A 24,896-nucleotide genomic window follows, 5' to 3' on the forward strand; every position below is an offset into this window, starting at 1 on the left:
CCCCCCCCCCCCGAAATCCCGGAAACGCAATAAGGGCTTTACCTTAGCCGAACTTTTGATTGCTCTGGCCATTTTGGGCGTGATTGCCACCTTTACCATTCCCAAAATACTGAGCGCCCAGCAGGATGGGCGCAACAACGCCGTTGCGAAAGAAGCGGCAGCCGCTATGTCAGCGGCCATTGAGCAGTACCGGCTCAATGGCTTATTAACAACCAGTACCGGCGCAAGGAGCATTACCCAGTATTTAAACTATGTTAGTGTTGATACAAGCGGCAGTTCCATTGATAGCAACCAAACCACAGGCTCTGTACCCTGTGCGGCCTCTCACCCTTGTATACGCTTAGCGAGTGGGGCCGCAATTCGCTGCGGCAGTGGTGCCTTTTCGGGAACAGCATTAACAAACGCAATTATGTTCACAGTCGATCCGGATGGGCAAGATTCTGGCACTACCAATGGGCCTGGAAAAGCTGTGACTTTTTATATCTATTACAATGGGCGGATTAGTACGAGAGGAGAAATTGCTGCAGGCACGCTTTATGCCGGAGCGCCAGTAGCAGCCGATCCGGCTCAAGACCCGCCCTGGTTTCGCTGGTAATTGAAAAGCTTTTTGCCCTTACCTCTCGGTAGAGAAACAGGCCAGCATTTTTACGGGAGCGTGTGCGGGTTGCAATAGTACCCAGGTATCGGCAACCGTTTGGCGCACCACCTCTGCCACGCTACGCAAGCCCCAGCCAAAGCGAGATTGCAGGTAATCCGCCTCCTCCTGCACCATCAGTTGCGCCTTGTGCAAATGAAAATAGGCGGGCGATTCCAGTCGATCCATTTGCGTCGCGCTTTCCCCGCATTGAGGGCAGCAGCGATGCAACGGCATCACTTGCCTTAAAATGGTACGACTGTCCAGCCGAGCCCGACACCCCCCGCAGCGCAAAACCACCCAGTGGTAAATTAATCCCCGCCCGCAATCCGGGCAGTAGCATTTGCCCTCGTTCACCGTTGTTCTGAGGTGATTGCAGGAGAACGCCCGCTGCACTATCCAAAAAAACACACTAAAAACAAGCATTGACGGACCTCCCAAGGTGTCATACTTTGATATTCAAATCATATTGAGTTTTTTCAGAAAGTCAGCATGACTTCGGTGGTATAAGTATTGGTTACGAGTGATAATCAAGTTTATTGCCACCGGTTAGACCCCATTCATCCCCAGTAGTCATCGTCAGATTCCCAGTTATCGTCAAAATCAAGGTCGGCTCCACGTTGGGGGCTGGAGTGAGTAACGCATGTTTATTGATACGTTCATCGACAAAGTAAAAATTGCCTTACGCAATCCAACTTGCACTGCTTGCCAGCAAAAACTGCACACCCAAGCCAAATTCTGCGCCCGTTGTCACGAAAAACTGGGCATTCGCCAGCCAGAACCCATTTTAAGCACCCCCAACTGTGCCATTCATGCCGCCACCAACCTCAATCCCCATATTAAACGTGTTTTGTATGGCCATAAATTTCATAACAAGGTAGAGCATGTTCCCCAACTAGCGGCCCTGTTGGTGCAATACTGGAACAACATCCCGCCGGGGGTTGGCTTTCAGGTGGTTCACCCCGAAAATGTGCTGGTCATTCCCATTCCTCCCCATGGGGGAGAGGCAAGCCGGGTGGATATGTTCGCCAGCCAGTTTGCCCGCCATTTTGGCTACGATTACCGCCACGATGTCCTTACCTGGATGCGGGAGGTCAAACCGCAGCATCGCATCCACGATAAACAGACCCGTTTGGCCAATATTGCCCAAAGCCTGTATTTAAAAAGCGGCATTGTGTCCGGCTATGAAAAAGTGATTGTGGTGGATGACATTACCACCACCGGGGCCACCTTACTGGAGGCAAGCAGGGCCTTTGGTAACGAAGCCGCCCACCATCAGCCGGAACGCCACAACGTGGTCTGTCTGGCAGTGGCACGGGTGCCGCTGGGGGCGCAAATTCGCACCGCCGAAGTGGACTAGGCCCTTAATGAATGAGTCAGTCCAGCCGTTCCCAATGGCTCTCAGGGTTGTCTCAAGGGTTTAATCCGTGCCAGTCGGCCTGAGACAAGGCGGCCTGCTTGCCATCTTTGGCCATCAGGGTTCCCATATCCTTGTAGCTGATGGCGGCTGCGTTACCATCCTGCAAGGCCAGCCGATTGTAGTTTTGCAGCATCTGATCGCCCATTTGATACAACTTGCGGTTGGGCCCGGATTGGGACAAGCCCAGATCCTGTAATTTTTGCAAGCCCTGGCTTAACTCTTCCCGGCTGATTTGCCCGTTCTTATCGGCGTCAAAATATTGCAAGCCGCTTAACACCTGTTGTCCCCCGGTATTTTTAGCGCCCTCGGCCAGTTGCTCCAGCGCTTGGCCCACTTGCTGTCCCAGTGAGCCAGATAGTCCCAGTTTTTTGGCGATTTGAGAAAAACCCTGTCCAGCCAGCTTGCTAGCGCCCATGGACCCCTTTAAAGCGGCCCCTGTATTGGGGTTGTTTTGAAGCAATTCCAGTCCCACGGAAGCGGCAGTTCCAAAGTTCATAAAAATACCCCATCAAACTCTCTGTTCCACCCCTTCACTGTAACCGCTGCCCACCCGGCATTTCCTCCACTGAACAGCCGATTCCGGAAAGCCGCCGCAAAACGACAAAACCGGATTAGGCCAAACAGGGTTCGCCTAAAAAGAAGGGTTCGCCTAAAAAGAAGACTTAGCCCAAAACCGGAAACATTTCCAGCAAGCGGGCAATCAAGGCCCCGACCCCAAAAGCAATCACCCAGGAACCGGCCAGCACAGTCAAGCCCTCTTTAATGCCCCGCTCTTTCCAAATAACGGTGGCAGAGGCAAAGCAGGGTACAAACAGCGTAATCACCATCAGGCAGGTGAGTAGCTGGGCCTCGCTCATGCGATCCGCCATCAGGTACAGGCCTGCGGCCCCAAAGTCCCGGCGAACCAGACCCATCACAAACACCTGAGCGGTTTCGTAAGGCAGGTGCAAACTGGCTTTAATGGCGGGCCCCAAGCCATTTTGAATAGCCTCCAGCAGATGGGTGGCCTGCAACACCGCCACCAGCAAAGAACCCAGCACAAACAAGGGGGCGGCTTCCTTTAAAAAAACCACGGTGCGTACCCAGGTTTTACGGGCAATATTTTTAAAATTGGGAATCCGCATGGGCGGCAAATCCAGAATTAAGCTGGAAGAACGCCCCGGCAACATGTTGTTTAAAATGGTTCCCATTACAATCAGCACCGCAAACAGGGCCGCAATGTAGACGGCCCAGGCCCTGACCCCACCGGCTTTGGCCATGAGGGCAATTAAGACCCCTAATTGCGCCGAACACGGAATGGTAATGGCCAAAATGGTAGAGGCAATGGTGCGCTCCCGATTCGAGGTCAGCACACGGGTAGACACCGTGGCCATAGTCACGCAGCCCAACCCCAGAATAAGCGGAATAACCGCCCGCCCGTTCAGCCCAATTTTGTTTAACAGCCCATCGGAAATCACCGCCACTCGGGGCAGGTAACCGCAATCTTCCAAAATGGAAATATACACATAAAAGCCCAGTACCAACGGAAAAAGCACCCCAAAAATATAGCGAATGCTCATGGTCAGTACGCCAAATTCACCGCCAAAAACGGTATATAAAAAACTATCCGTCGGAAAAACCTGAGCGATCCAGCCCTGTAGCACCGGAATCAAACCGGGCCAGGCTCCGGCGTTTTGACCCAGCATAAACACATCTTCGGTCAGGGAAACCAAATCGCCCGCCACCCAAATGCCAATAACCTGATACAAGGCGTACAGCACCACCAGCATGGCCAAAAAAGCCACCAGCGGATTCAACAAGGCTTGTCCTACCCGTTGGGATAGCAGCTGACGGACTGAGCCGGGCTGGCTATTGTCTGTCACCACCTGAAAAGCCAAGGCGTTCACATGTTGACGGCGCAGGCCATAAATTTTCATGCGGTGGGCCATATTGGCTTCCAGCGCCTTAATTTCCTCAGGGGCAGGAGAGCCGGGGGTGACGTTCCCCAACCGGGCCGTTCGCAACGCTTCTCGAACCTCATTCAAACCCTGCTGCTGCACTGCGATGGTGGGCAGCACCGGCACACCCAGCAATTTTTCCAACCGTGATAAATCTACGCTTAAATGGCGGGCTTCCGCCTCATCCATCTGGTTTACGGCCACAATCAGGGGCTTGCCGTAATCAATCATTTGCTGGGTCAGAAACAAATCCCGGCTCAAGCTAATGGCGCTCACCACATTGATAATAATATCGGCTTCCAAAATGGCATTCTCAGCCACCTGCTCTTCTTCACTCAGGCCCGATAACCCGTAAACGCCGGGGGTATCCATCAGGCGGGTGGTGTCATCCATTTGCCCTTTGGGCACATCAATGGTGGTTCCCGGAAAGTTGGAAACGTTGACATACATACCGGTATAAGCGTTAAAAAACAGAGACTTGCCCACATTGGGATTGCCCGCCAAGACCACTTTTCGCATGGCGGCTTCGGCCAGCGCTTTAGACGGAGTGACTGGCATGAGATTGGGTTCCGGTAAGGCGGCCATCGTCATCTCCTTGGCCCTTCAAAGGGTTCCACTTCAATACCCCGGCATAAATCACGACCCAAGGCAATTTCCATACCCCCTTGCCGAATGACCACGGGGCCACCTGGAATTTTAGAGGCCACTGTAATCAATTCGCCCGCAGAAACGCCCAGGCGCATGGCAATGGTGGCGGTTTCATCATCAAGAATCGCCTTAATGAGCAATTTCTGGCCCACTTTGGCTTGCTCCAGGGTGAAGGAAGTTGTCATTCTGTTTTTCCACGGCATTAACCGGTGTGACGTAAAATGAGGTGCTATTGAGAAATTTTATCAAAAGCAGGCCCAACCTGAAAGCGCCTGTTCAAATCGAGTCTACCTGGTACATATACGATTTAAAAAAACACACCCGCCTCCATTGCCAAGGTCATTCACTTTTTAGCGATTTATTTAAACCGTGGCATTAAACAAAATACTTAAAAAGAATCTGGTTTTGAATTCCGATCTGAGCCTTTTATCGGTAAAATCCGCACAATGGCATGTTTCCCCGCCGAGCCTTAACAAAAATTTACCTAAAAGCAATACTGTTTTTTAATTGATGGTGTTGAATGAACGCTAAGTTTTAACCAAAGGGGTTTTAACCCCTTTCTAAGCCTGCACCCTGCAATGGTGAGTAGTAAAAAAACCATAAAATTAATAAACACTCACTAATCTGCGCTTTACATCAATTTTGGGTGCGGTAAATTGAAATTGTTATATTCATTTTAGGTTCAGACAGGAATTGGGAAAGCGACCGAGGGGTCTGTCGCTCAATTCAATTCATCACGTTATTTGTTTAGAAGGGAGAATCATGCAAGTGATTAGTTTTAGTGGTGCACAACCTTCCGCAAAGCAGGCTGTTAGCGGCGCGAAAACCTTGGCCCAAAAAGCCATGGCCGCAAAACCTCAAGTAGGCATGAAACCACAATTAAATGCAGATACCTTTAAAAAATCGGTTAATCCTGCATCCAAAAAATAATCGCTTCTACAGCGATATTATCTCTTTTCAAGGAGGCAACCACACCGGTTTGCCTCCTTGTTGCTTCAACATCATTACTTAAACATCCAAACCTCAATCTAACCCAATGGCTTGGAAAACAGCTTTGTCCGCTGTATGTTGTTATTTGGGTTTAAAACAGCCAATTGGCGCTACAGACAAGAGGGGTCTTGTAAACCTGTAGCCGGTTTTAGTCGTATTTAAAATAAAGGGGAATTAAAATTATGTCCATTATCAATGGCGCTATCAAGCATTTGCACACACCTTTGCTTCAAAAAAGCCTTATGGCAACCACCTTACCCACACTCCAGAAATCCCGCTTATTTTTACCACCCGCTCAAGATAGTTTTAAGGCAGGCGCAAAAATAGCCCCTAAAATGGCTGAAAAGACGGAAGCGGCCATTGCAGAGGAAAGCTTCCTCCGTCAAAAAATTCGGGAATTGTTTGGCCCCAGCCCCAAATCAGGCGTTTAAAAGGTCCCTACCCCAATCCAATGAAAAGCGGGATGGATTAATTTCCATCCCGCTTTTTAGCGTTTTAAAAAACAGGGGTCAGTTGGCTAAGCTGGACAGTTGTTCTTCCAGGGCTTTTACTTGCTTGTTTACTTCCTGCAAGCGGGCCTTGTTTTTTTCCACCACCGCCACCGGGGCGCGCTCTAAAAACTCAAAATTCATCATCATTTTATCCAGCTGTTCTTTTTCTTTAATCAGGGCGTCCATTTTTTTACGCACCCGATCCAGCTCCTGGGTAATATCAATCAACCCTTCCAGAGAAACCACAATGCGACTGTGGCCCACCACGTTCACCGCCACATGCTCCTGACGGGCATCCACCACGTCACGCACATCCAGCGATTCCAGTTTGACGAAATGGTTCAGGATGCCATGGCCGGTTTGAATGGCCTCTTTTTCCATGGCTTCGGTGGTTACGATATGGGCTTTCACCGGCTGCTGATGCGGCACGGTGTACTGCTGGCGAATATTTCGCAAGGCCCGTACCACTTCCAGCACATAATCAATGCGCTGGCTAATGCCTTCATCAATCAGCGCCTCATCCGCCTGGGGGTAAGGGGCAATCATAATGGAAGCCTGCTTGCGGTGAGGCAGCTTCTGGAAAATTTCCTCGGTGATATAGGGCATAATGGGGTGCATCAGGCGCAAAATGCCACTCAGCACATGCAACAGAATGCGCTGGGTATTGGCCCGCAGCTGAGGATCTTGCATCTGCTTTTTGGCATATTCCACATACCAGTCGCAAAAGCCATTCCAGATAAACTCATACAAGGTATCGGCCAGTTCGCCAAATTTGTACTCGCCCAGCAAGCGGTTGGCCTCTCTAACCGCCGTGTTGTAACGGCTTAAAATCCAGCGATCCATTAAAGACAAGCTGTGGATATCAATGGGCTGATCATCCACGCCTTCCGCCGCTTCAGGATCAATATTCATCAGCACAAAGCGAGAGGCGTTCCACAGTTTGTTGCCAAACAGCTTGCCCTGCTCCAGCTTTTCCTTGTTCAGCTTGATATCCTGACCGCCGTAAGTAATGAGAGAAGTCAGGCCAAAACGGAAGCCGTCGCATCCAATCTCGTCAATCACTTCCACCGGATCCACGGTATTGCCCTTGGATTTGCTCATCTTCTGGCCTTTTTCATCCCGAATCAGGCCATGGATGTAAACGGTGTGGAACGGAGACTGATCGGTCAGCTCCAGCCCAAACATGGTCATACGGGCCACCCAGAAAAAGATGATGTCAAAACCGGTCACCAACACATCGGTGGGATAAAAATCCTTATAGTCCTGAGCCTGGGTATCGGGCCAGCCCATGGTGGAAAATGGCCATAAGCCCGAGGAAAACCAGGTATCCAGCACATCGGTATCCTGCTCAATGTCCGCAGCGCCGCAATGCGCGCATTGGGTGGGATCCTCCATGGCCACCGTGACCCCCCGGCAACTGAGGCAATGCCAGGCCGGAATTTGATGCCCCCACCACAACTGGCGAGAAATACACCAATCCTGAATATCGGTCAGCCAGCGCAAATAATCTTTGGTCCACCGCTCTGGAATAAAGCGAATATCGCCCGCCTCCAGCGATTGAATGCAACGCTCGGCCAAAGGCTTGGTTTTTACAAACCACTGCTTGGACAACAAAGGCTCAATGGTGGTGCTGCAACGCTGGCAATGGCCCACACGATGAGAATGCTCCTTTTTACGCACCAAATAACCTTGCTGCTCCAGCAAGGCTTCGGTTCGCTTGCGGGCATCAAAGCGATCCAGTCCCCGGATCTCCTCGGGCATAAAGTCCTCAGACTTCATGCGGCCCCGCTCGTCAATCACCCACAAGGGATCCAACCCGTGTTGCTGGGCAATTTTAAAGTCATTGGGGTCATGGGCGGGGGTAATTTTCAGCGCTCCGGTACCAAAGCTCACATCCACATATTCATCGGCGATAATCGGAATTTCCCGAGAGGTCAGCGGCAATTTTACTTTTTGGCCAATGTATTGGCTGTAGCGGGAGTCTTTTGGGTTGACCGCAACGGCCACATCCCCGTACATGGTTTCCGGGCGGGTGGTGGCTACCACCAAGGCCGGATGCCCCGCCTCCCTCACCGAATGGCCATCCGCCAGCGGATAGGAAATTTCCCATAAAAAGCTGTCCTCATCCCCGTAATCGGTTTCAATATCAGAAATAGCCGAAACGCACCGGGGACACCAGTTTACAATATAAGTGCCCTGAGAAATCAAACCCTTATTATACAAATGCACAAAGGCCTGCCGAACCGCTCTGGACAGGCCATCATCCAGGGTAAAGCGCTGCCGCTCCCAGTCCGGGGAAACGCCCAAGCGCTTGAACTGGTTGGCAATGTCCGATTTGCGGGCGTTGGCCCAATCCCAAACGTGAGACACAAAAGCATCCCGGCCCATGTCTTCCTTGGTTTGGCCGCCTTGCTCTCTCAAATTCCGCTCCACCACGTTTTGGGTGGCGATACCGGCATGATCCATCCCCGGCATCCACAAGGTTTTGTGGTTCAACATGCGGTGCCAGCGAATCAGAATGTCCTGAATGGTGGAATCCAGCGCATGCCCCATGTGCAACACCCCGGTTACATTGGGGGGAGGAATCACCAGGCTGAATTTGCCGTGGGGGGCCACATTGGCTTCCGGCTTGAACAATTTCTGGGTTTCCCAGAACTGATACATGCGCGCTTCTACATCTTTGGGTTCAAAAGCCTTGGGAAGGGATTGGGAGGACATGGGAGAAGTTCCTGTCTTTTATAGAGCCAACCATTTTATCAAGGATCTGACAGCCAAAAGGCTCAGCGGGTCGGAACATTGTGTAAAAAAGTATGGCGACTGCTTAAGGACTGTTAGAGGGTGGAATAAGTTATAGTACAATATCAAAATCGGCTGTCGGGAGCCAATCATTCCGTTACTGTCAGCAATAATCCTGTTTCCCGACCCGTAGTTCGCCTATTACGCCAAGCGTTTCGTTAGAGAGTTGACACCCCCTTAAACAGGGCAGAAGCAGTATTGAAGGAGCATCACTGTTGTCTGGGTTCCTCTTCTATATATAGGAACGAAAGCTCGCCGTATTAATAAGGACAGGTTTTATATGATGGTGCCCAAAGATTTTGGACAAGATTTCGGAGAAAATCACGAAATGCCTTCTGATACACAAGAAAAAACACCGGGCGTTTACGTTCGGGCCGACAATGAACTGCCACAGGAACTGGACATGTTATGGTCCAACGCTCGCCCCTATCATAAGGAAGAGCGAAACCCGCTGATTTCTTTTTTGGCGGGGCTATTGGTAGGCGCGGTATTAACCACCGCCGTTTTCCTGTTGCTGGTTATGCGCCCCCAGGTGCAAACCGGAGACAATGGCTTGATGGCCCCCGCCAATGAGGAATCACTGCAAGGCGGTGCGGACTCGGCCACCACCAGCGATGAAACGGCTGGCGATAAGGCCGATGGAAAGCCCAAATCTTTAACCGCTAGCAAAAGCACCACTTACACCGTTGTTAGCGGTGATACGCTGGGCAAAATCGCGGAAAAGGTTTACGGCACCAGCGCCCCAACCTATCTGGATAAAATCCAGCGGGCCAACAATATGAGCAGCCCTGATAAGTTACAACTGGATCAAAAGCTGATCATTCCCCCCAAAGATTACTAACCCTCGACGACCCTGCCCTCTTTTTTAATATAAAGAAGAACGGCAAGGCACAACACTGATTAAAGGTTCCTGATTTATTGGGAACCTTTAATTTTTTTGAGGTTTTTATTAAGAAAACCCAATGCAGTCGGCCCCCGCGCCCACTCAATTATCGCCGGTGGCCGGATGTTTTTTTGGTAAAAAGGCAATTCCCAGCAATTAATTGTTTTTAAAATTATATATGGTGTGAGGATTTAAACATCGCAAAATCGCATTCAAACGCATTTGAATTTGCGGATGCGTTTGCGAAATGTTGAGTAGGAGAGAGGGTAATCATCATGATACAGAGCAATCCTTCAAGCTATGGGGCTGGATCCGGCTATTCCAACTATACTTCCAGCGGCGCATTGCCCAAAAACAGTACCACTGAGGGTAATGACAGTACCAGCATTGATTCGGTGAGTTTAAGCGCGGCCAGTCAGGCCTTGATCATGGCGGATGATAATCTGGATGGCATTGTGGATAAGCAGGAACTGGCGAAAGCCTCGTTCCAACTCCTCAGTCAGGAATCCTCTTCGGGTATGCAGGGGATTGGCAGTTTGTTTGCCACCATGGTAATGGGTGGACAAAACGGGAGTGGCCTTTTCCCGGATGTTGACCAAGACGGCGGCATTAGCCCTAATGAACTGGCCTTGGTAGCCCGTGGTGATGAGGATGCGGAAACCCTTTCAGTGGCAGACTTCAGCGCCGCATTTGGGGAGGCCTTCGTTGCAAGCGGTAAGGCTTTTACCCTGGCCGATTTGGAAGCAATCTCCTTAGGAAAGCCACAAACAGCGACCCAAACGCCAGTAGCCGCCGACCAGACCGAAATGCCAGCCTGCCAGACACCGGTCGCATCACAGGCGACAACAGCGGCGGTGGCAGCACCGGCAGTTACTCAACCGGCTGCCACCTCTACCATGGAGACATCAACGGAGGAGACATCACCCCCCGCCGCCACCAGTCAGCAACCCGGCAACGGCGATATTATAAAAGCCCTTTTTTCTATGATTGCGGCCATTTTACCCATGATTGAAAAATTAATGTCGGCACCGCAGAACGGCCAAGCCGTTTCATAAACTAATTGGCATCCAATATCTAAAAAAGACGCCTTATGACTTCATAGGGCGTCTTTTGACTGGATGTTTTTTATAAGGTCTTGGTTGCGGTTCAATTTTGCCTCTTTATATGTACAGGTTTAAAAAGGAATTTCTGCCTCATTAAACTCAGGAGGCTCTAACTGAACGGTAATGTGGCACAAGTCAAAGGTTTCCCTCAACTCTTTTTCAAGCTGTTGGGCCGATTGATAGTGAAACAAAGACTCTTCCACCCGCACGTGGGCCAGCAATGCCTCTTTACCGGTGGTAATGGTCCACACATGAAGATCGTGCACATCCTGCACACCGGGGCGGCGCAAAATAAAATCGCGGATATGAGGCACACTCAAGCGAGAAGGGGCAGCCTCCATTAAAATATGCAGCGCCTCCTTCATTACCCGCAAGGCGTTATAAAGCACCAACATGGCGATTAAAAGGCTGATCAGGGCATCCATCCAGTTAAAACCAAACCACAAAATGGCGATGGCAGCGCCCATTTCTCCCACCGAATTGGCGATATCCGTCAGGATATGCAGCAAAGCGCCTTTCACATTCAGATTGAACTCTCGGGAAGGGTACAAAATATAGGCCGAAATCAGGTTGATCACCAAACCCAGCACCGCCACCCCCAGCATGACATCCCCATGAATATGGCCATGTCCCTGGTGAAATAACCGCTGCAGCGCTTCCCAAAGAATAAAGCCGGAAACAAACACCAGACCCAGCGCGTTGATCAGGGCCGCTAAAATCTCCAAACGGTAAAAGCCAAAGGTTTTGCGAGGCGATGAAGATAAGTTGGCAAACCAGGCAGCAGTTAAAGCCAAACCAATAGAAGCAGTATCGGCCAGTTTATGCCCCGCATCGGCCCATAAGGCCAAACTGCCTGAGTAAAACCCGCCAATACTCTGTATCACCAGATAGAGTATTGATAAAGCCATCACCCACTGTAGCTTTTTAACGTACTTTGGCGTCAACCCCTCAGCCAATCCAACATGGTGATGATGGTGATGTATATGTTGACGCCCGTGATGGCAATCTTGAGACATTGTTATCACATCCAAACTAAAATAATGTAACAAATATGATCTAAAAAAAGAAAAAATGCCAATTTTGTGTAAATTTTTTGCAGTTGCCCTTTTTATATACTAAACACACCACACTGATCCAACTCTCGATATTCCATCAGACTCATTACTATATACTTTTGAAACCAAAAAATTAAAAACAGCCTCAAAAAATATAAGCAAAATGTAAAGACGGTGTTCCCAGAGGTTGCGAGACAGGTTTTAATCGGTGTAAGTTTTGAAGCGCTCAGGGAAACTTGAAACGTTGAGTGGTTCCATTGTGGTAAGGCAATTTATTCTAACCCAATTCCTCTCAAACCCCGTTGATGTAGTAACAGGAGCGAGCAACTCGTATGATGAATAAAAAACTGGCGGCACTGCTGGCATCAGCAGTAATGCTAGGACAAGCCGGTTTAATGAGCGGCGTATTCGCTCAAACCGATGCCCAACAAACGTCCTCTGACTCGCAAGAAACACTTCAGTTAGCCTCCGTGATTGGTGGCAGTTCTCACCTCAATAAAATTGAATCCGAAGACGCCCAGACGGATTCACCGATTGAAATTCCCGATGTGTACACCATTGGCAACGGCGCAGGCACCCTGCCTACCGTCATTCAAACCCTCCCTCAGGATGATGACGCCACCAGCCTGTTTATCAATGGCACCGAAGTTTTACGCTATTCCGGTCAAGCCGCGGGTATGGACTCTTACACACGGGTTAAAACCATTGCCAGTAGACTCAACACCCTGCTGGAACGCAACCCCAAAGCCGCTCAGGATATTCACCCCGGCTTGGTTAACGGACAAGCGGTTATACAGGCAGGACCGTCCATTCTGGCCACCGTGGATACCGAAACCGCCAAAGCCGCTCACGAGTCCCCGCTCAAGCTTTCACTGCTTTACAGCAACCGCACTCGTCAAGTACTGGGTGTTAAGCGCTTAGATGACAGTGCGCTGGATCAAATCACCGCCGCCAACCCAACTTACAAAGGCACCGGGAAAGTGCAAACCGGCATGGCCTCCTGGTACGGCCCTCACTTCCACGGGCGTAAAGCCGCAGATGGAAGTCGTTTCAACCAATTCGCCCTGACTGCGGCCCACCGCACCCTGCCTTTTGGCACCATGGTTCGGGTGGTCAACCAGCGCACCCACAAAAGCTGCATGGTTAAAATCACCGATCGGGGACCTTTTGCTCACGGTCGCATTATCGACCTTTCCCGCAAAGCGGCCAGCAACATTGGCATGCTGGGTTCCGGGGTTGCCAAAGTTTCCGTGGAAGTGGTTCGCAAACCCGGCTAACACCCGGCCCCATTTCAACCTTTGAATCAGCTTCAACCAAAGCCCCTGTTAAGAAATAGGGGCTTTGGTCTTATTTGTCCCCTTGTATCGGGTATAATAATGCCAATCGTTTTCATGGTTAAAGAGTTTCTAATGACTTCCGAAATCCGCGTTCGCATTGCCCCCAGCCCTACCGGTTTTTTACACGTAGGCACTGCCCGTACGGCCCTTTTCAACTTTTTGTATGCCAAGGGCCACGGCGGCAAGTTTATTTTGCGAATTGAGGATACGGATCGGGAGCGTTCTCAAGCGGTTTACACCCAAAATATTTTTGACAGCCTGAAAGCACTGGGACTCCAGTGGGATGAAGGCCCGGACATTGGTGGCCCTTATACCCCTTACGCCCAATCAGAACGGACGGAAATCTATCAGGCGTGGGTGGACAAACTGCTGGCCTCAGGCCATGCCTACCACTGCTTCCTGACCCAGGCCGAGCTGGACGCCGAAAAAGCCAAGGCTCAAGCGGAAAAAAGAACCTACATTTACAGTGGCGCCTGCCGGGACCCGCAAAAAAGAGACGCTCTGGCCGCTCAGCCCGCCGAGGATGGCAGCCCTCGCAAACCGTCGGTTCGGTTTCGCATTCCCGATGATCGAGGCGCCTTAAGCTTTCAGGATGCCGTGCGTGGAGAGGTCTCTTTTGACACCCAGTTGCTGGGCGATTTTGTGATCATGAAGTCTGACGGCAGCCCCAGCTATAACTTTGCGGTGGTAGTGGATGACATGCTGATGAAGATCTCGCACGTCATTCGGGGCGAAGATCACATTTCCAACACCCCCCGGCAAATCATGCTTTACGAAGCCTTTGGGGTTACCCCACCCGAATTTGCCCATGTGGGCATGATTCTGGCCCCCGATCGCACTAAACTGTCCAAGCGCCATGGGGCAGTGGCCGTTTCCGATTACATTAAAGAGGGCTATTTGCCGGAAGCGTTCTGCAATTTTTTAACCCTGCTGGGCTGGTCCCCGCCCGATGGCGAAGAAATTGGCACCCTGGATCACTTTGCCCAACAGTTTGAACTGGGACGCATTACGCACAGCCCCGCTATTTTTGAAAAGGACAAGCTGAATTTTATCAACAGCAAGCTCATTCGCAGCTTGCCGCTGGATGTTTTATTAACGCTGGCCCGCCCATATCTGCACGCCTTTGATTTAACCCAGTACAGCACTGAGCAACTGCACCAAATGCTGGACGCCGTACGGGAACCCATTACGGTGTTGTCGGATTTGCCCGATGCGGTCAGCTACTTCTTTGGTCGCATGGTGATTATTGACGCCCAATTGGTGGGAGACGTCCTGACCGGCCCAGAGCCAGCCCAAGTGCTGCAAGCCTTTAAAAACGAATGGCTGCCCGCCGCTGATTTCAGCTCGGTCGAGAGCCTGGCAGAGGGCATGAAGGCCTTCACCCAAAGCATGAAACCCCTCAAAACCAAAACCGTCATGTGGACCATTCGGGCGGCCGTAACCGGACGCACCCACGGGGCTGATTTATCCAAAGCAATGCACCTGTTGGGCAAGGATGTGGTTAGTCATCGAGTAGATAGCGCCTTAACCCTTACCACAGCCAGCCCCGCATAGACCCGCTCAACGGGCCTCTTGTTCGGCACCAGGCAGATGAACGCTGCTTCTTTTGTTTTGCTGCACCTTAAACATCATTTGAAACAGCATGCTAAAAACCAGAAACCCCATAATCACGGCAAACACCAAAATCCGAAATCGACGATTCACAGCGGATGAACCCTTTCCCTAATTTATAGCTGGTCTGGCAACATAATGACCGTTCAACGTTCCGATAGGTAAGCCCATTTCAAACGCCACGAATTTCAACAGCTCAACAGGGCCTGCCTGAACCCCTGAACCGAGTTCAAGCCTTCAGCAAGCTCAAGCCCAAGCTTAAAACGGAATCAAAGACGCCACGGCCATCCCCGTTCCAGTTGGCCCCCTGGGTGGGGCTAGTGGGCCAGAGATTGCGTTCCGGGTGGGGCATCATGCCCACCACATTACCTTTTTCATTGCAGATACCGGCAATACGATTGACTGAACCGTTAACCTCTTGCGTGTAGCGCAAAACCACTTGCTGATTGTCCTCTAATTGACGAATCACGTCCGGGTCGGCAAAAAAGTTACCATCAGCATGAGCGATGGGCAGTTGCAGGGTTTGCCCGGCCTGATAGGCACCGCTAAAAACGGTTCGAGTGGTTTCCACCACCACTTGCACTTGCTGGCACTGAAATTTGAGCGACTGGTTTCGCATTAAGGCACCCGGCAACAGATGGGCCTCCGTTAAAACCTGAAACCCGTTGCAAACGCCCAGCACCGGGCCGCCCTTATCGGCAAAGGCCCGCACACTTTCCATCACCGGGGAAAAGCGGGCAATGGCCCCAGAGCGCAAATAATCGCCATAGCTAAACCCACCGGGCAACAGCACGGCGTCCACGCCTTTTAAATCGGCGTCGTGGTGCCACAAAAACACCACTTCTTCTTTCAGATAAAGGCTGACCGCATCGGCCATATCTTTTTCACAGTTGGAACCAGGAAATACAACAACGCCAAATTTCATCAGACAAGTCTCAATTCTTGAATTTCAGTTCGTAGTCTTCAATCACCGGATTGCTTAAAACCGTTTGGGCCAACTGGTTCAAGGTTTGCTCCGCCTCCACCAGACTGGCGGCTGCTACCTTTAAGGTAAAGCGTTTTCCAGCGCCCAAGGCCTGAACGTTGCCATAGCCCAGGGTGTGAATGCCTTCCAGAATGGCCTTGCTTTCCGGGTTCAAAATGCTTTTACGGCTATGCACCCACACTTCAGCCTGATAGGTTTTTAACTTGGCAGAGGGCACAGAGACACTGACAGGGGCAGGCTGCTCCATGCGGGCCAATAGGCCTTGATAGGTTTCCACCAAATCCGCCAAATCCAGCCGGAAAACATCCTTATCCAGCACCGCCCCGCTTTGCGCATCCCGCAACCGAAAGTTATCGGGGCTTAACTCATCGCCCAGCAACAGGGTGCCATCCGGGTCTAGCCCGAACTCCAGCTTGAAATCCCCGCAGCGAATGCCACGGGCTTCAAAAAAGGCCACAAAAATTTCATTAATTTGCAAGGTCAAGCGCTTAATGGCCTCCAGCGTAGCGGCAGTGGGCACCAGATTCAGCTCCAGAATCAGATCTTCCGTAATCTGGGGGTCATCGCTGGTTTTATGGAAAAACTCAACCAGAGGCTTGTTGAAGGGCATGCCCTCATCAAAGCCAAAACGTTTTACAATGCTGCCATAAGCGAAATTGCGAACCACCACTTCTAAAGGAATCATGGTGAGGCGCTTGTAAATCAATTCGGTAGGCTCACTACCGGCACGCACAAAGCAGGTTGGAATCCCCTGAGCGGCGAGCAGCTCAAACAGCAAGGCCGAAATACGGGCGTTTAAAGCCCCTTTACCCGGCATTTCCTGATATTTTTTGCCATTAAAGGCGGTGGCGGCATCTTTAAAGGCCACCCGCAGTTCATCCGGTTGGCTGGTGGGGCGCAGGGTTTTGGTTTTACCTTCCGCCAGAATATCAGTTGCTACAGTCATGGAATCCCCTTGTCTGCTTCGGCTTTCACGAAAAAACAAGGCGGGGAACGATCCACTGTTTCGGCTTTCCGAAAGCGGGCCTTCAGTTTCTTGAAACCCTGCCGATAATCACTCTACAAACAAAATTCCCCTGTGTAAACCAAGGAAGTATAAACAAAGCAAGCCTAAACCCGGTCAACCGACTCAGAGATTGGGGGCAAATTCAGGACGCAGGCCAAATATTTCAAATTCAAAACAGACTGGCCGGGGCTGCTATTGAGGCTCACCCTGCATAGAGCCGGGGACTTCCAGCCCTTCTCCGCCCAGCAATTCCAGTGGCTTGCCGTCCACTTCAATAATCACTTCCCGCTCGGCATCGACTGCTTTCACGGTGCGTTTCAATTCTTCTAAACGCTGGGTCATGCTGGTGGAGCCACCCCCGCCGGAAAAAGGCTGAGACAAATTGATACGAACCCGCTTGGGCTCCTGATGAACCGCAATTAACTTGGTACCAGCCGGGATTTCCGTATAAAAACCCTGAGATTTCTCTTCCACGCTGGGGCCTTTCAGCAGTTCGCTCAAGGCAAACTGAAGCTGCTCCGCCTTGGCGGTTTCCGGCACCTTGCGAATCACATCCTCAACAATGCTTCGGCTGCCCTGGTATTTGCTGAAATAGACGGCCACAACTGCCTGATCCACCGCAGCGCGCTCCAGAGGCTTGGGCGCTGGTGGCGGGTTAAACCAGCCGCAGCCGCTTAACATCATGGACGGGGCAGAGAGCAGAAGCAAAAGAACGCCAGCCGTTAAATAACGGTCATAAAACGTGAAACGATTCTGGCTGGATGCGGCAGGCATACGGTATCCCTTCAATTCAACAATTCCCCTAAAACAATCTGCAACTCTTTTTTATATTTTATCAGAAGCGCACAACATATAAAAATAGGGCTTACCGGGGGAGCATCGGCGGCAAGCCCTGTTTGTGCTATGGTTAGCAGCAGAAAATAGTGATCCCACCCACCCCGTTAATGCTTGCCCTGTTTGTAAAGGAGCCTGTTCCATGCCCAGTTTTACGGATTTGCGTGGCTATGTTGCGTTATTGAAAAAATCGGGTGAGTTGGTAGAGATTTCAGCGCCCGTATGCACCCATTTGGAAATTACGGAAATCGCGGACCGGGTGAGCAAAGCGCCAGAAAATCAGAACAAGGCCCTGTTGTTTACCAACGTGCACGGCCCCAATGGCGAACAATACGATATGCCGGTGCTAATTAACGCCATGGGCTCTCACAACCGCATGATGCTGGCCCTGGGCGTGGAGCGCTACGAAGAAATTCAAAAGCGCATTGAGTTTTTCATTAAGCCGGATATTCCCAGCAGTTTTTGGGAAAAAATCCAGATGCTGCCCAAACTGGCCGAGCTGAACCGGTTTATTCCCCGTGAACACAAAGGCCCCGCCCCTTGCCAGGAGGTGGTGATTACCGATCCGAGCCAACCCATGCTAGATGCCGTGCCGGTGATTACCTGCTGGCCCGATGACGGGGGGCCGTTTATGACTTATCCCTGCGTGTTTTTAAAAGATCCGGCCACCGGTGAGCGCAATGTAGGCATGTACCGCATGCAGCGCTACGACAACACCACCACCGGCATGCACTGGCACAAGCACCACGACGGCAACCGCATTTACGAAAATGCCCGCCGATTGGGCAAAGACCGGGTAGAAGTGGCCGCCGCCTTTGGTTGTGCGCCCCATGTCACCTATAGCGCCACAGCCCCCTTGCCACCGGGCATTGATGAGATGATTCTGGCCGGATTTTTGCACAGTGAGCCCGTTAAAATGGTGAAGTGCAAAACCATCGACAACGAAGTGCCTGCCAACGCCGAACTGGTGGTGGAAGGCTATGTGTTGCTGGATGAAATTCGGTGGGAAGGCCCATTTGGGGATCACACCGGCTATTATTCGCTGGCCGATAATTTTCCGGTGTTGCATGTCACCGCCATTACCCACCGTAAAAATCCCATTTACCAAACCACCATTGTGGGCAAACCCCCGCAAGAAGACTGCTATTTAGGCAAGGCCACCGAGCGCATTTTTCTGCCGTTGCTGAAGCTGTTTATTTCCGAAATTGTGGATATGAACCTGCCTTGGGAAGGGGTGTTCCACAATTGCGTCATTCTCAGCATTGATAAACGCTATCCCGGTCACGCCAAAAAGGTGATGAGCAGCGTATGGGGCTTTGGGCAAATGATGTTCAGCAAATACGTGATTGTGGTGGATAAGCACGTCAACGTGCATGATCCCTCCCAGGTGGCATGGCATGTGTTTAATAACACCGATCCCAAGCGGGATATGATGTTTGCCGATGGCCCCATGGACATTCTGGATCACGCCACCCCGCTGTGGGCTTACGGCAGTAAGGTGGGCATTGACGCCACCAAAAAATGGGCCACCGAAGGCTTTAACCGGGATTGGCCCGATGAAATTGAAATGGACGCTGACATCAGAGCCAAGGTGGATGCCCGTTGGGAAGAGTACTTTAGCCCATCGCCCGTGATGAGCCGATAAGTTTTTTTCGATAATCGGATACCGCCCGCAATTTTCAATCATCGTGAACCTTTAATCTAATATATCCATTAGATGTCAACTTCAGGAGATTGAGCCTTATGATTTCGATTTTAGTGTTATTCGCCGTTATTTTTATCGTAACCCTGATTTGCTACCGCATGGACCCCATGTTCCACTAAACGCTTTGGCCTTGGGGATTTTTGAATAAAAAGATGACCCAATCCTCAAACTCAGACAATCCTTAGAAAGGCTTCTCTCCCTTGAAAATTCTGTTTTGCGTGAACCGGGATATTTACGCCAACATTGCTTTAAACCGAATTTTTCCAGCCCTGGCCCCGGATGATGAGGCCCAGGTATTCTTCTCGGAATCCGTGGCCGGAAATCGGGCCACCGGGGCCGCCCTGACCTATTTACGCTTTTACGAGCAGGATTTGCTAAACGAGCATGTTTTTCCGCAGCAGGAAGCCCGTTCTGCGGATGGCACGGGGGTTTTTAAAACATTTCAGCAGCTCAGCCATTTTTATGGCTTTCCCATGCAGGTCATTCAAAATATCAATCACCCTGAAACGGTTTCGGCCATTGAAAAATTCGCCCCGGATCTCATTGTCTCCATTCGCTTTGGGCATATTTTTAAACAGCAGGTGCTAAGCCTGCCCAAGCAGGGGGTCATCAATTTGCATTCTGGCTTATTGCCCGAATACCGGGGCATTCTGGCCACCTTCTGGAGCCTGCTGCATGAACGCCTGGAATACGGCTATACCTTGCATGCCATTACCGATGCCTCCATTGACACGGGGCCTATTCTGGATCGGCGCAGTTTTGCGGTAAAAGCGGGCAGTTCCCTGTTTGAGCATACCGTTGCCCTTTACTTACCCGCAGCAGAAAGCATTTTAAAAGCCATTGACCACTACCGAAGTGGGCAAACGCCTCCCCATCAGCCTCAAAATGAAACAGAAAGCGGCTACTACACCCTGCCCCAGCCTGAAGATTTTGAGCAACTAATCACCAAAGGCTTTCCCATTCTCAATCGGGAGGCTTATTACCACTGTCTCCAGCAGTATGAAAGCCAACCCCATTCTGTTTTTGAAATACTACCAGCCTAACGGTTATAAGCGTGTTTTAAAACAGCTTGCCCTGATCCGAGTGGTGAACGTAAGATACGGTTATGTTTGAAATCCTATCCTACACCGCTAGCGATGGTGCGCCCTTAAAATACGGGCGGCTTTATAATCCCAATCAGCCGGATACCGGCAAGGCGCTTTTATTTGTGCCGGGGCTGGGTGGCTCGGTCAAAGGGGCGCTACACTTTTTAGAGTTATTGCTACCGGAATACAGCCCCATTTACAGCCCAGACCTGCGGGGGTTTGGCATCAACCCCATCCAAAGCCCTTTGCTCCGGGCTGATATTATCGCCAGCGATCTGGAAGCGTTTTATCAAGGGGTGATTGCCCCGGCAGGCCATCCGCATTTGGCGTTATCAGGCATTAGCCTGGGTGGGGTGTTGGCCACCTTACTGGCCACCCAGCACCCGGAACGATACACCAGCTTAACCCTGCTTGCCCCAGCCTTTAAACCCCACAAACGTTCATTCAGTGTGGCTTACATTTTGCGAAACGTCATGAGCCATTTGCTGTTAGGCCCCAAAGCCCGCACCTGTCTCCCCTACGGCCTTGAAGCAGTGACCGGCAATGCCACCATATTGAACGATCCTCAGTACAAGGGGGCCTTAAATCTGGTGTTGACCCCCGGCTTTTTACTAAGCGTACGAGATTTGTGCAACCGGGCCATGAAGAATATAAGCACCCTGCAACTCCCCTGTCTGATGGTGGTTCCCGGTCAGGATATTGTTTGCGATCCGGACATTATGCGGCAAGCCTATCGTAAAATTCCGGGCAGTACCCCCAAACACTTGCTGGAATACGCCGATTTCTATCACGATGTTCTGTTTGAAGCGGAACATCCCCGGCTGGCTCAGGAAACCCTGAAATGGCTACTATCGCTGGATCCGCCGCCATCCTCAGGCGAAGCATCCTCCCCGTAAGGCTGAATAAACTCAATGGCCTCTACGTTGATCTCAATAAAGGGGTGAATCTTAGGATCTTTCACCCCATCGGCCCGATGGGTGATCTGAACATCGGTCATGGCAATGAACCGGCGGGTACCATTCAGCATATTGGAGAGACGGCGCCCTTCTTTGCCCAGCTTTGGGAAGTGAATGCGCCCTTCCAGGTTAAAAAAACGGGTCACCACCAACGCCTGAACCGTGCCGGAAGTAGACTGAACCGCTCGAATCAAATCGCTCACCATTAGGCTCCAATACTGCTCATGCTGCCTTCTTTTAATTGTAGAAGGCTTTTGACTACGCCTGTATCCCCCAAAAACAGGGTTTTCAAGCCATTAGGCCCCTAATATTTCACAACAAGGCGCACAGCCGCTATTCGGGCAAATGCGCGCAAGCCAAGATATAAACCTTGAGCGCGTAGGCCCAAACGTAAAGATTCCCCCTTCTATAATTGCGGACGTAGGATGAAGCCCTTATGATCAGGGCTGCCAAAGTGGATGGGCCACCCCCATCATTTCATGCCATCCAGTCCGGACTGGCAATCCAGCTTACTTGTAAACTTATTTAAACAAACTTGATTCAAACTGACATCAAAACCCAACATTCGGGTTTTATGCTTATAGATAGAGAAATATTTAATTATCCAAATTTTCCAGAGAGAAACACCCAAAGGAGAGAGCTAATATGGATATCGGAAGATTTCAGTCCAAACTAAACAACCTGATTGGTGGCAAAAGCATCAATACTAAAGGCTCCGATGCTGAAAAGATTAAACAGGAAGCTGGCTTTACCGCTCAAACAGGCCCTGCGGCTGATACCGTAGAAATTAAATTTGGTCGCTTGGCGGAAGTATCTAACCCTCCGCAGAAAGCCAACGCCGACATTGCCGGTATCATCAGCAATGTGAGCCAAATGAGCGCCGCTGACGCACAAGCCGCCTTAAATCCTGAAGTCAGCAAAAAGCTGGTGCAGGCAGGTTCTCTAGAATAAGCCCTGCCTGATATCGGGGTTATCCCGGCGGATGACCGTGAAAAAATAACGGTGAAACCGGAATACGCCACATGAAAAAATGGCGCTTCTAAAAACCGTTTGTAAAACAGTGTTCAAGTGGAACGAATCGAATAACGGCTCTAACTTCAAACAGGGCTGATTCATTCGCTTTCTTTGTGCGGATGTCAGTTCAAGTGGTCTCAAAAAACAGAACAAAAACAGACGGGCTCCTTTAGCTGTCTGTGTCTTAAGAATGGGTTTTTAAAAGAGTTACCAAGAAGCGGTTCCCGCTCTGTCGAGGACCGCCCTTTCGTTTGCGAAGCAAATTAAAAAACAACTTACGCACTGACAAGCGCCTAACAGTCGGTCATAATAGAAAAGAACCATCGTCATGCCCAACCTCGACACCTGAACAATGCCTTGAAGTGGCCCATCATTATGCCTTCATCCACCCATCCCAATTTTGATTTCAAAGCCGCCTTGGCCCGTCTGCCTGATCAGCCGGGTGTTTATAGAATGTATAGCGCCAACAACACCTTACTGTATGTAGGGAAAGCCAAGGTGCTTAAAAACAGGGTGCGCAGCTATTTCCAGAATCCTGCCGGACTAGCGCCCAAGGTGGCGGCGTTAATGCAGCAAGTGACCCGTTTCGATTACATAGTGACCGACTCCGAAATTGAAGCGCTGATTCTGGAATATAATCTCATCAAGCAACACCGGCCCAAGTACAACATTTTGCTCAGAGATGACAAGAAATTCCCCTGGATTGGACTTAGCGCGGAACCCTACCCCCGACTGTTCATTACCCGTGACCCCACCGGGCGAGGCCGTTTTTTTGGCCCTTATGCCCATAGTGGCAGCATGTACAAAACATTGCAGGTCATTCGCAAGCATTTTCCGCTGCGCCAACGACGAAAGCCATTGTTTAAAAACCGACCCTGCATGAACTACTCCATTGGCAGCTGCTCCGGGCCTTGCCAGTTGCTGGTAACACCCAAGGAATATAGTGAGGTGGTGAAACAGGTAGAACTGTTCCTGAAAGGCAAGGCCGATGATTTGCTGGAACGCCTGGAGCAGGAAATGCAGCGGGCTAGTGAGGCCATGAATTTTGAACTGGCGGCCAAGCTGCGGGATCGCTACCTGGCGGTGCAGGAAGTGGTGGCCCAACAAAAAATGTATTACCCGGATGCCAGCGTCAGTCAGGATATTGTGGCCATGTCCCATGATGCGAGACGCTGTGCCATTGTGGTGCTGAATATCCGCCGTGGGAAACTGATTGGCAGCAGACCGCATGAAATTTTACTCACCCATCAAACCACCCCGGAAGAAGCTTATAACGCTTTCCTCAGCCAGTATTATCAGGATGAGGAAGCGGAAGATTTACCCGATGAGATTATTTTGCATCACCCCATGGAAGACGAGAACCTGTTTCAGGAATGGCTCAACCGAAAACGGGGCAAAAAGCTCACCCTCACCCATCCCCAAAAAGGCATCAAGCGGGATTTACTGGATTTAGGCATAAAAAACGCCACCGAAACTCTGGAGCAGGCCCAAAGTCAGGACGAAAAGAGTCATCGCAACGATCCGGCCAAAGCCCTACTTCAATTGCAAAGCGCCCTCAATCTGCCGGTCTTTCCGGCTCGCATGGAATGCTACGATATTTCACACTTTCAGGGCGCTCAAACAGTTGCTTCCATGGTGGTTTTTACCAACGGGGTTCCCGATCGAAAAGCCTATCGGCGTTTTAAAATCCAAATTGCCGAAGGAGAGCCCAACGACTTTGCCAGCATGCATGAAGTGATTAGCAGGCGCTTCAACCGGGCAATACAACAGGAACCAGGCTGGGAAGAACCGGATCTGGTCATTATTGACGGGGGTAAAGGACAGCTTTCTTCCGCCACAGAGGCATTGGACGTTCTAGGGGTTAAAGATCAACCCATCATTTCTCTGGCAAAAAAGTTTGAGGAAATTTATTTTCCGGGAGAATCCCGTCCCACCCTCTTGCCCAGAGATTCTGCCGCCCTGTTTCTACTCCAGCAAATTCGGGATGAAGCGCACCGCTTTGCCATTACCTACCACCGTGGCTTAAGAGATAAACGAGCCACTCACTCTGTTCTGGATGACATTCCAGGCATTGGAGAAAAGCGAAAACAAAAATTGATGAGCCATTTTGGCAGTATCAGCAACATTAAAGCAGCCAGCGCCCAAGAATTGGCAGCTATCTCAGGATTCAACGACACTGTGGCCCAAAGCATTTATGAGGCCCTGCACCAATAGCATTGCCGGTCACTATCGGTCACCAACGGGACAGACAAATGTTCCCCACGCAAAAAACGCCCGCTACTGAGAAGTAACGGACGTTTTTTTCAAATAAACCCTTGGCAGAGCGCTATCTTCCCGGGACCTTACAGTCCGAGTATTGTGGCGGTGAGCAGTCTTTTCGGCCGTGTTCGGAATGGGAACGGGAGT

Annotated in this window: 23 protein-coding genes, 1 rRNA gene and 1 pseudogene; 13 read left to right on the plus strand and 12 right to left on the minus strand. The window is 50.7% G+C overall.

Annotated features, from left to right (window positions below):
* Positions 1-28: 28 nt before the first annotated feature.
* Positions 29-595 (plus strand): annotated as a pseudogene (locus tag ACEW81_RS00630) (type II secretion system protein); the annotation flags it as partial.
* An 18-nt stretch (positions 596-613) separates the two neighbouring features.
* Here the strand turns inward: ACEW81_RS00630 and ACEW81_RS00635 are convergent.
* The gene (locus ACEW81_RS00635) at positions 614-1,060 is read right to left on the minus strand and encodes a hypothetical protein (protein WP_373531023.1); all 447 of its coding nucleotides are present in this window, start codon (positions 1,058-1,060) and stop codon (positions 614-616) included.
* A 217-nt stretch (positions 1,061-1,277) separates the two neighbouring features.
* Here ACEW81_RS00635 and ACEW81_RS00640 point away from each other — a divergent pair, with 217 nt between their 5' ends.
* Positions 1,278-1,994, plus strand: coding sequence for a ComF family protein (locus tag ACEW81_RS00640; RefSeq protein WP_373531024.1), 717 nt, complete (start codon positions 1,278-1,280; stop codon positions 1,992-1,994).
* Between the two features lie 52 nt (positions 1,995-2,046).
* Here ACEW81_RS00640 and ACEW81_RS00645 read toward each other — a convergent pair whose 3' ends face one another.
* The 3 genes from ACEW81_RS00645 to ACEW81_RS00655 form a co-directional block, all read right to left on the minus strand.
* The gene (locus ACEW81_RS00645; protein ID WP_373531025.1) at positions 2,047-2,550 is read right to left on the minus strand and encodes an EF-hand domain-containing protein; all 504 of its coding nucleotides are present in this window, start codon (positions 2,548-2,550) and stop codon (positions 2,047-2,049) included.
* A 166-nt stretch (positions 2,551-2,716) separates the two neighbouring features.
* On the minus strand, positions 2,717-4,576 hold the full coding sequence (gene feoB / locus ACEW81_RS00650) for a ferrous iron transport protein B (RefSeq protein WP_373531026.1): 1,860 nt from the start codon (positions 4,574-4,576) through the stop codon (positions 2,717-2,719).
* 2 nt (positions 4,577-4,578) lie between these two features.
* Complete coding sequence (locus ACEW81_RS00655) at positions 4,579-4,824, minus strand: FeoA family protein (protein WP_373531027.1); 246 nt, start codon at positions 4,822-4,824, stop codon at positions 4,579-4,581.
* A gap of 577 nt (positions 4,825-5,401) precedes the next feature.
* Between ACEW81_RS00655 and ACEW81_RS00660 the strand changes: the two genes are divergently transcribed.
* Positions 5,402-5,569, plus strand: coding sequence for a hypothetical protein (locus tag ACEW81_RS00660; RefSeq protein ID WP_373531028.1), 168 nt, complete (start codon positions 5,402-5,404; stop codon positions 5,567-5,569).
* A gap of 242 nt (positions 5,570-5,811) precedes the next feature.
* Positions 5,812-6,060 carry a hypothetical protein gene (locus ACEW81_RS00665; RefSeq protein WP_373531029.1) on the plus strand — a complete coding sequence of 83 codons (249 nt, stop codon included), beginning with the start codon at positions 5,812-5,814 and terminating at the stop codon, positions 6,058-6,060.
* A 78-nt stretch (positions 6,061-6,138) separates the two neighbouring features.
* On the opposite strand, the gene ACEW81_RS00670 is transcribed toward ACEW81_RS00665, so the two are convergent.
* Entirely contained in the window at positions 6,139-8,838 is a 2,700-nt protein-coding gene (locus tag ACEW81_RS00670; protein WP_373531030.1) for a valine--tRNA ligase, read from the minus strand.
* A 358-nt stretch (positions 8,839-9,196) separates the two neighbouring features.
* Between ACEW81_RS00670 and ACEW81_RS00675 the strand changes: the two genes are divergently transcribed.
* Together ACEW81_RS00675 and ACEW81_RS00680 are read left to right on the plus strand one after the other, a co-directional pair.
* Entirely contained in the window at positions 9,197-9,757 is a 561-nt protein-coding gene (locus ACEW81_RS00675; RefSeq protein WP_373531031.1) for a LysM peptidoglycan-binding domain-containing protein, read from the plus strand.
* Between the two features lie 317 nt (positions 9,758-10,074).
* Positions 10,075-10,854, plus strand: a complete 780-nt coding sequence (locus ACEW81_RS00680; RefSeq protein ID WP_373531032.1) for a hypothetical protein — start codon at positions 10,075-10,077, stop codon at positions 10,852-10,854.
* A 119-nt stretch (positions 10,855-10,973) separates the two neighbouring features.
* Here the strand turns inward: ACEW81_RS00680 and ACEW81_RS00685 are convergent, their stop codons facing one another.
* Entirely contained in the window at positions 10,974-11,918 is a 945-nt protein-coding gene (locus ACEW81_RS00685) for a cation diffusion facilitator family transporter (protein ID WP_373531033.1), read from the minus strand.
* A 371-nt stretch (positions 11,919-12,289) separates the two neighbouring features.
* Here ACEW81_RS00685 and ACEW81_RS00690 point away from each other — a divergent pair, with 371 nt between their 5' ends.
* Positions 12,290-13,234 (plus strand): septal ring lytic transglycosylase RlpA family protein, encoded by a 945-nt coding sequence (locus ACEW81_RS00690; protein ID WP_373531034.1) that lies wholly within the window; start codon positions 12,290-12,292, stop codon positions 13,232-13,234.
* A 132-nt stretch (positions 13,235-13,366) separates the two neighbouring features.
* Complete coding sequence (gltX, locus tag ACEW81_RS00695; protein WP_373531035.1) at positions 13,367-14,848, plus strand: glutamate--tRNA ligase; 1,482 nt, start codon at positions 13,367-13,369, stop codon at positions 14,846-14,848.
* A 6-nt stretch (positions 14,849-14,854) separates the two neighbouring features.
* Here the strand turns inward: gltX and ACEW81_RS00700 are convergent, their stop codons facing one another.
* The 4 genes from ACEW81_RS00700 to ACEW81_RS00715 form a co-directional block, all read right to left on the minus strand.
* Entirely contained in the window at positions 14,855-14,998 is a 144-nt protein-coding gene (locus ACEW81_RS00700) for a hypothetical protein (RefSeq protein ID WP_373531036.1), read from the minus strand.
* A gap of 136 nt (positions 14,999-15,134) precedes the next feature.
* Positions 15,135-15,830, minus strand: a complete 696-nt coding sequence (gene purQ / locus ACEW81_RS00705) for a phosphoribosylformylglycinamidine synthase subunit PurQ (protein WP_373531037.1) — start codon at positions 15,828-15,830, stop codon at positions 15,135-15,137.
* A 10-nt stretch (positions 15,831-15,840) separates the two neighbouring features.
* Positions 15,841-16,836, minus strand: coding sequence for a phosphoribosylformylglycinamidine synthase subunit PurS (purS, locus tag ACEW81_RS00710; RefSeq protein WP_373531038.1), 996 nt, complete (start codon positions 16,834-16,836; stop codon positions 15,841-15,843).
* Between the two features lie 252 nt (positions 16,837-17,088).
* Positions 17,089-17,670, minus strand: coding sequence for a GerMN domain-containing protein (locus tag ACEW81_RS00715; RefSeq protein WP_373531039.1), 582 nt, complete (start codon positions 17,668-17,670; stop codon positions 17,089-17,091).
* 202 nt (positions 17,671-17,872) lie between these two features.
* Between ACEW81_RS00715 and ACEW81_RS00720 the strand changes: the two genes are divergently transcribed.
* The 3 genes from ACEW81_RS00720 (at position 17,873) to ACEW81_RS00730 (ending at position 21,416) form a co-directional block, all read left to right on the plus strand.
* Complete coding sequence (locus tag ACEW81_RS00720; protein WP_373531040.1) at positions 17,873-19,375, plus strand: menaquinone biosynthesis decarboxylase; 1,503 nt, start codon at positions 17,873-17,875, stop codon at positions 19,373-19,375.
* Positions 19,376-19,635: 260 nt separating this feature from the next.
* Positions 19,636-20,478, plus strand: coding sequence for a formyl transferase (locus ACEW81_RS00725; protein WP_373531041.1), 843 nt, complete (start codon positions 19,636-19,638; stop codon positions 20,476-20,478).
* A 62-nt stretch (positions 20,479-20,540) separates the two neighbouring features.
* Positions 20,541-21,416, plus strand: a complete 876-nt coding sequence (locus ACEW81_RS00730; protein WP_373531042.1) for an alpha/beta fold hydrolase — start codon at positions 20,541-20,543, stop codon at positions 21,414-21,416.
* Here the strand turns inward: ACEW81_RS00730 and ACEW81_RS00735 are convergent.
* Positions 21,347-21,682 (minus strand): DUF6812 domain-containing protein, encoded by a 336-nt coding sequence (locus ACEW81_RS00735; RefSeq protein ID WP_373531043.1) that lies wholly within the window; start codon positions 21,680-21,682, stop codon positions 21,347-21,349. The two genes, ACEW81_RS00730 and ACEW81_RS00735, sit on opposite strands and share 70 nt — an antisense overlap.
* A 439-nt stretch (positions 21,683-22,121) precedes the next feature.
* On the opposite strand from ACEW81_RS00735, the gene ACEW81_RS00740 reads away from it, so the two are divergent.
* Both ACEW81_RS00740 and uvrC read left to right on the plus strand, forming a co-directional pair.
* Positions 22,122-22,427 (plus strand): hypothetical protein, encoded by a 306-nt coding sequence (locus ACEW81_RS00740; RefSeq protein ID WP_373531044.1) that lies wholly within the window; start codon positions 22,122-22,124, stop codon positions 22,425-22,427.
* Between the two features lie 438 nt (positions 22,428-22,865).
* Entirely contained in the window at positions 22,866-24,704 is a 1,839-nt protein-coding gene (gene uvrC / locus ACEW81_RS00745; protein WP_373531045.1) for an excinuclease ABC subunit UvrC, read from the plus strand.
* 99 nt (positions 24,705-24,803) lie between these two features.
* Here uvrC and rrf read toward each other — a convergent pair.
* Positions 24,804-24,896: ribosomal RNA gene (gene rrf / locus ACEW81_RS13865) — 5S ribosomal RNA — on the minus strand; the annotation flags it as partial.

The sequence above is a fragment of the Vampirovibrio sp. genome, assembly GCF_041737375.1.
Classification (GTDB): domain Bacteria; phylum Cyanobacteriota; class Vampirovibrionia; order Vampirovibrionales; family Vampirovibrionaceae; genus Vampirovibrio.

Bases quoted from the DNA above. Each gene is read 5' to 3' on its own strand.
- uvrC (WP_373531045.1), top strand. From the start codon at position 22,866: ATGCCTTCATCCACCCATCCCAATTTTGATTTCAAAGCCGCCTTGGCC.
- ACEW81_RS00715 (WP_373531039.1), bottom strand. From the start codon at position 17,670: ATGCCTGCCGCATCCAGCCAGAATCGTTTCACGTTTTATGACCGTTAT.
- ACEW81_RS00675 (WP_373531031.1), top strand. From the start codon at position 9,197: ATGATGGTGCCCAAAGATTTTGGACAAGATTTCGGAGAAAATCACGAA.
- ACEW81_RS00735 (WP_373531043.1), bottom strand. From the start codon at position 21,682: ATGGTGAGCGATTTGATTCGAGCGGTTCAGTCTACTTCCGGCACGGTT.
- ACEW81_RS00670 (WP_373531030.1), bottom strand. From the start codon at position 8,838: ATGTCCTCCCAATCCCTTCCCAAGGCTTTTGAACCCAAAGATGTAGAA.
- ACEW81_RS00645 (WP_373531025.1), bottom strand. From the start codon at position 2,550: ATGAACTTTGGAACTGCCGCTTCCGTGGGACTGGAATTGCTTCAAAAC.
- purS (WP_373531038.1), bottom strand. From the start codon at position 16,836: ATGACTGTAGCAACTGATATTCTGGCGGAAGGTAAAACCAAAACCCTG.
- feoB (WP_373531026.1), bottom strand. From the start codon at position 4,576: ATGGCCGCCTTACCGGAACCCAATCTCATGCCAGTCACTCCGTCTAAA.
- ACEW81_RS00720 (WP_373531040.1), top strand. From the start codon at position 17,873: ATGCCCAGTTTTACGGATTTGCGTGGCTATGTTGCGTTATTGAAAAAA.
- ACEW81_RS00740 (WP_373531044.1), top strand. From the start codon at position 22,122: ATGGATATCGGAAGATTTCAGTCCAAACTAAACAACCTGATTGGTGGC.
- ACEW81_RS00655 (WP_373531027.1), bottom strand. From the start codon at position 4,824: ATGACAACTTCCTTCACCCTGGAGCAAGCCAAAGTGGGCCAGAAATTG.
- ACEW81_RS00685 (WP_373531033.1), bottom strand. From the start codon at position 11,918: ATGTCTCAAGATTGCCATCACGGGCGTCAACATATACATCACCATCAT.
- gltX (WP_373531035.1), top strand. From the start codon at position 13,367: ATGACTTCCGAAATCCGCGTTCGCATTGCCCCCAGCCCTACCGGTTTT.
- ACEW81_RS00640 (WP_373531024.1), top strand. From the start codon at position 1,278: ATGTTTATTGATACGTTCATCGACAAAGTAAAAATTGCCTTACGCAAT.
- ACEW81_RS00635 (WP_373531023.1), bottom strand. From the start codon at position 1,060: ATGCTTGTTTTTAGTGTGTTTTTTTGGATAGTGCAGCGGGCGTTCTCC.
- ACEW81_RS00730 (WP_373531042.1), top strand. From the start codon at position 20,541: ATGTTTGAAATCCTATCCTACACCGCTAGCGATGGTGCGCCCTTAAAA.
- purQ (WP_373531037.1), bottom strand. From the start codon at position 15,830: ATGAAATTTGGCGTTGTTGTATTTCCTGGTTCCAACTGTGAAAAAGAT.
- ACEW81_RS00680 (WP_373531032.1), top strand. From the start codon at position 10,075: ATGATACAGAGCAATCCTTCAAGCTATGGGGCTGGATCCGGCTATTCC.
- ACEW81_RS00660 (WP_373531028.1), top strand. From the start codon at position 5,402: ATGCAAGTGATTAGTTTTAGTGGTGCACAACCTTCCGCAAAGCAGGCT.
- ACEW81_RS00665 (WP_373531029.1), top strand. From the start codon at position 5,812: ATGTCCATTATCAATGGCGCTATCAAGCATTTGCACACACCTTTGCTT.
- ACEW81_RS00690 (WP_373531034.1), top strand. From the start codon at position 12,290: ATGATGAATAAAAAACTGGCGGCACTGCTGGCATCAGCAGTAATGCTA.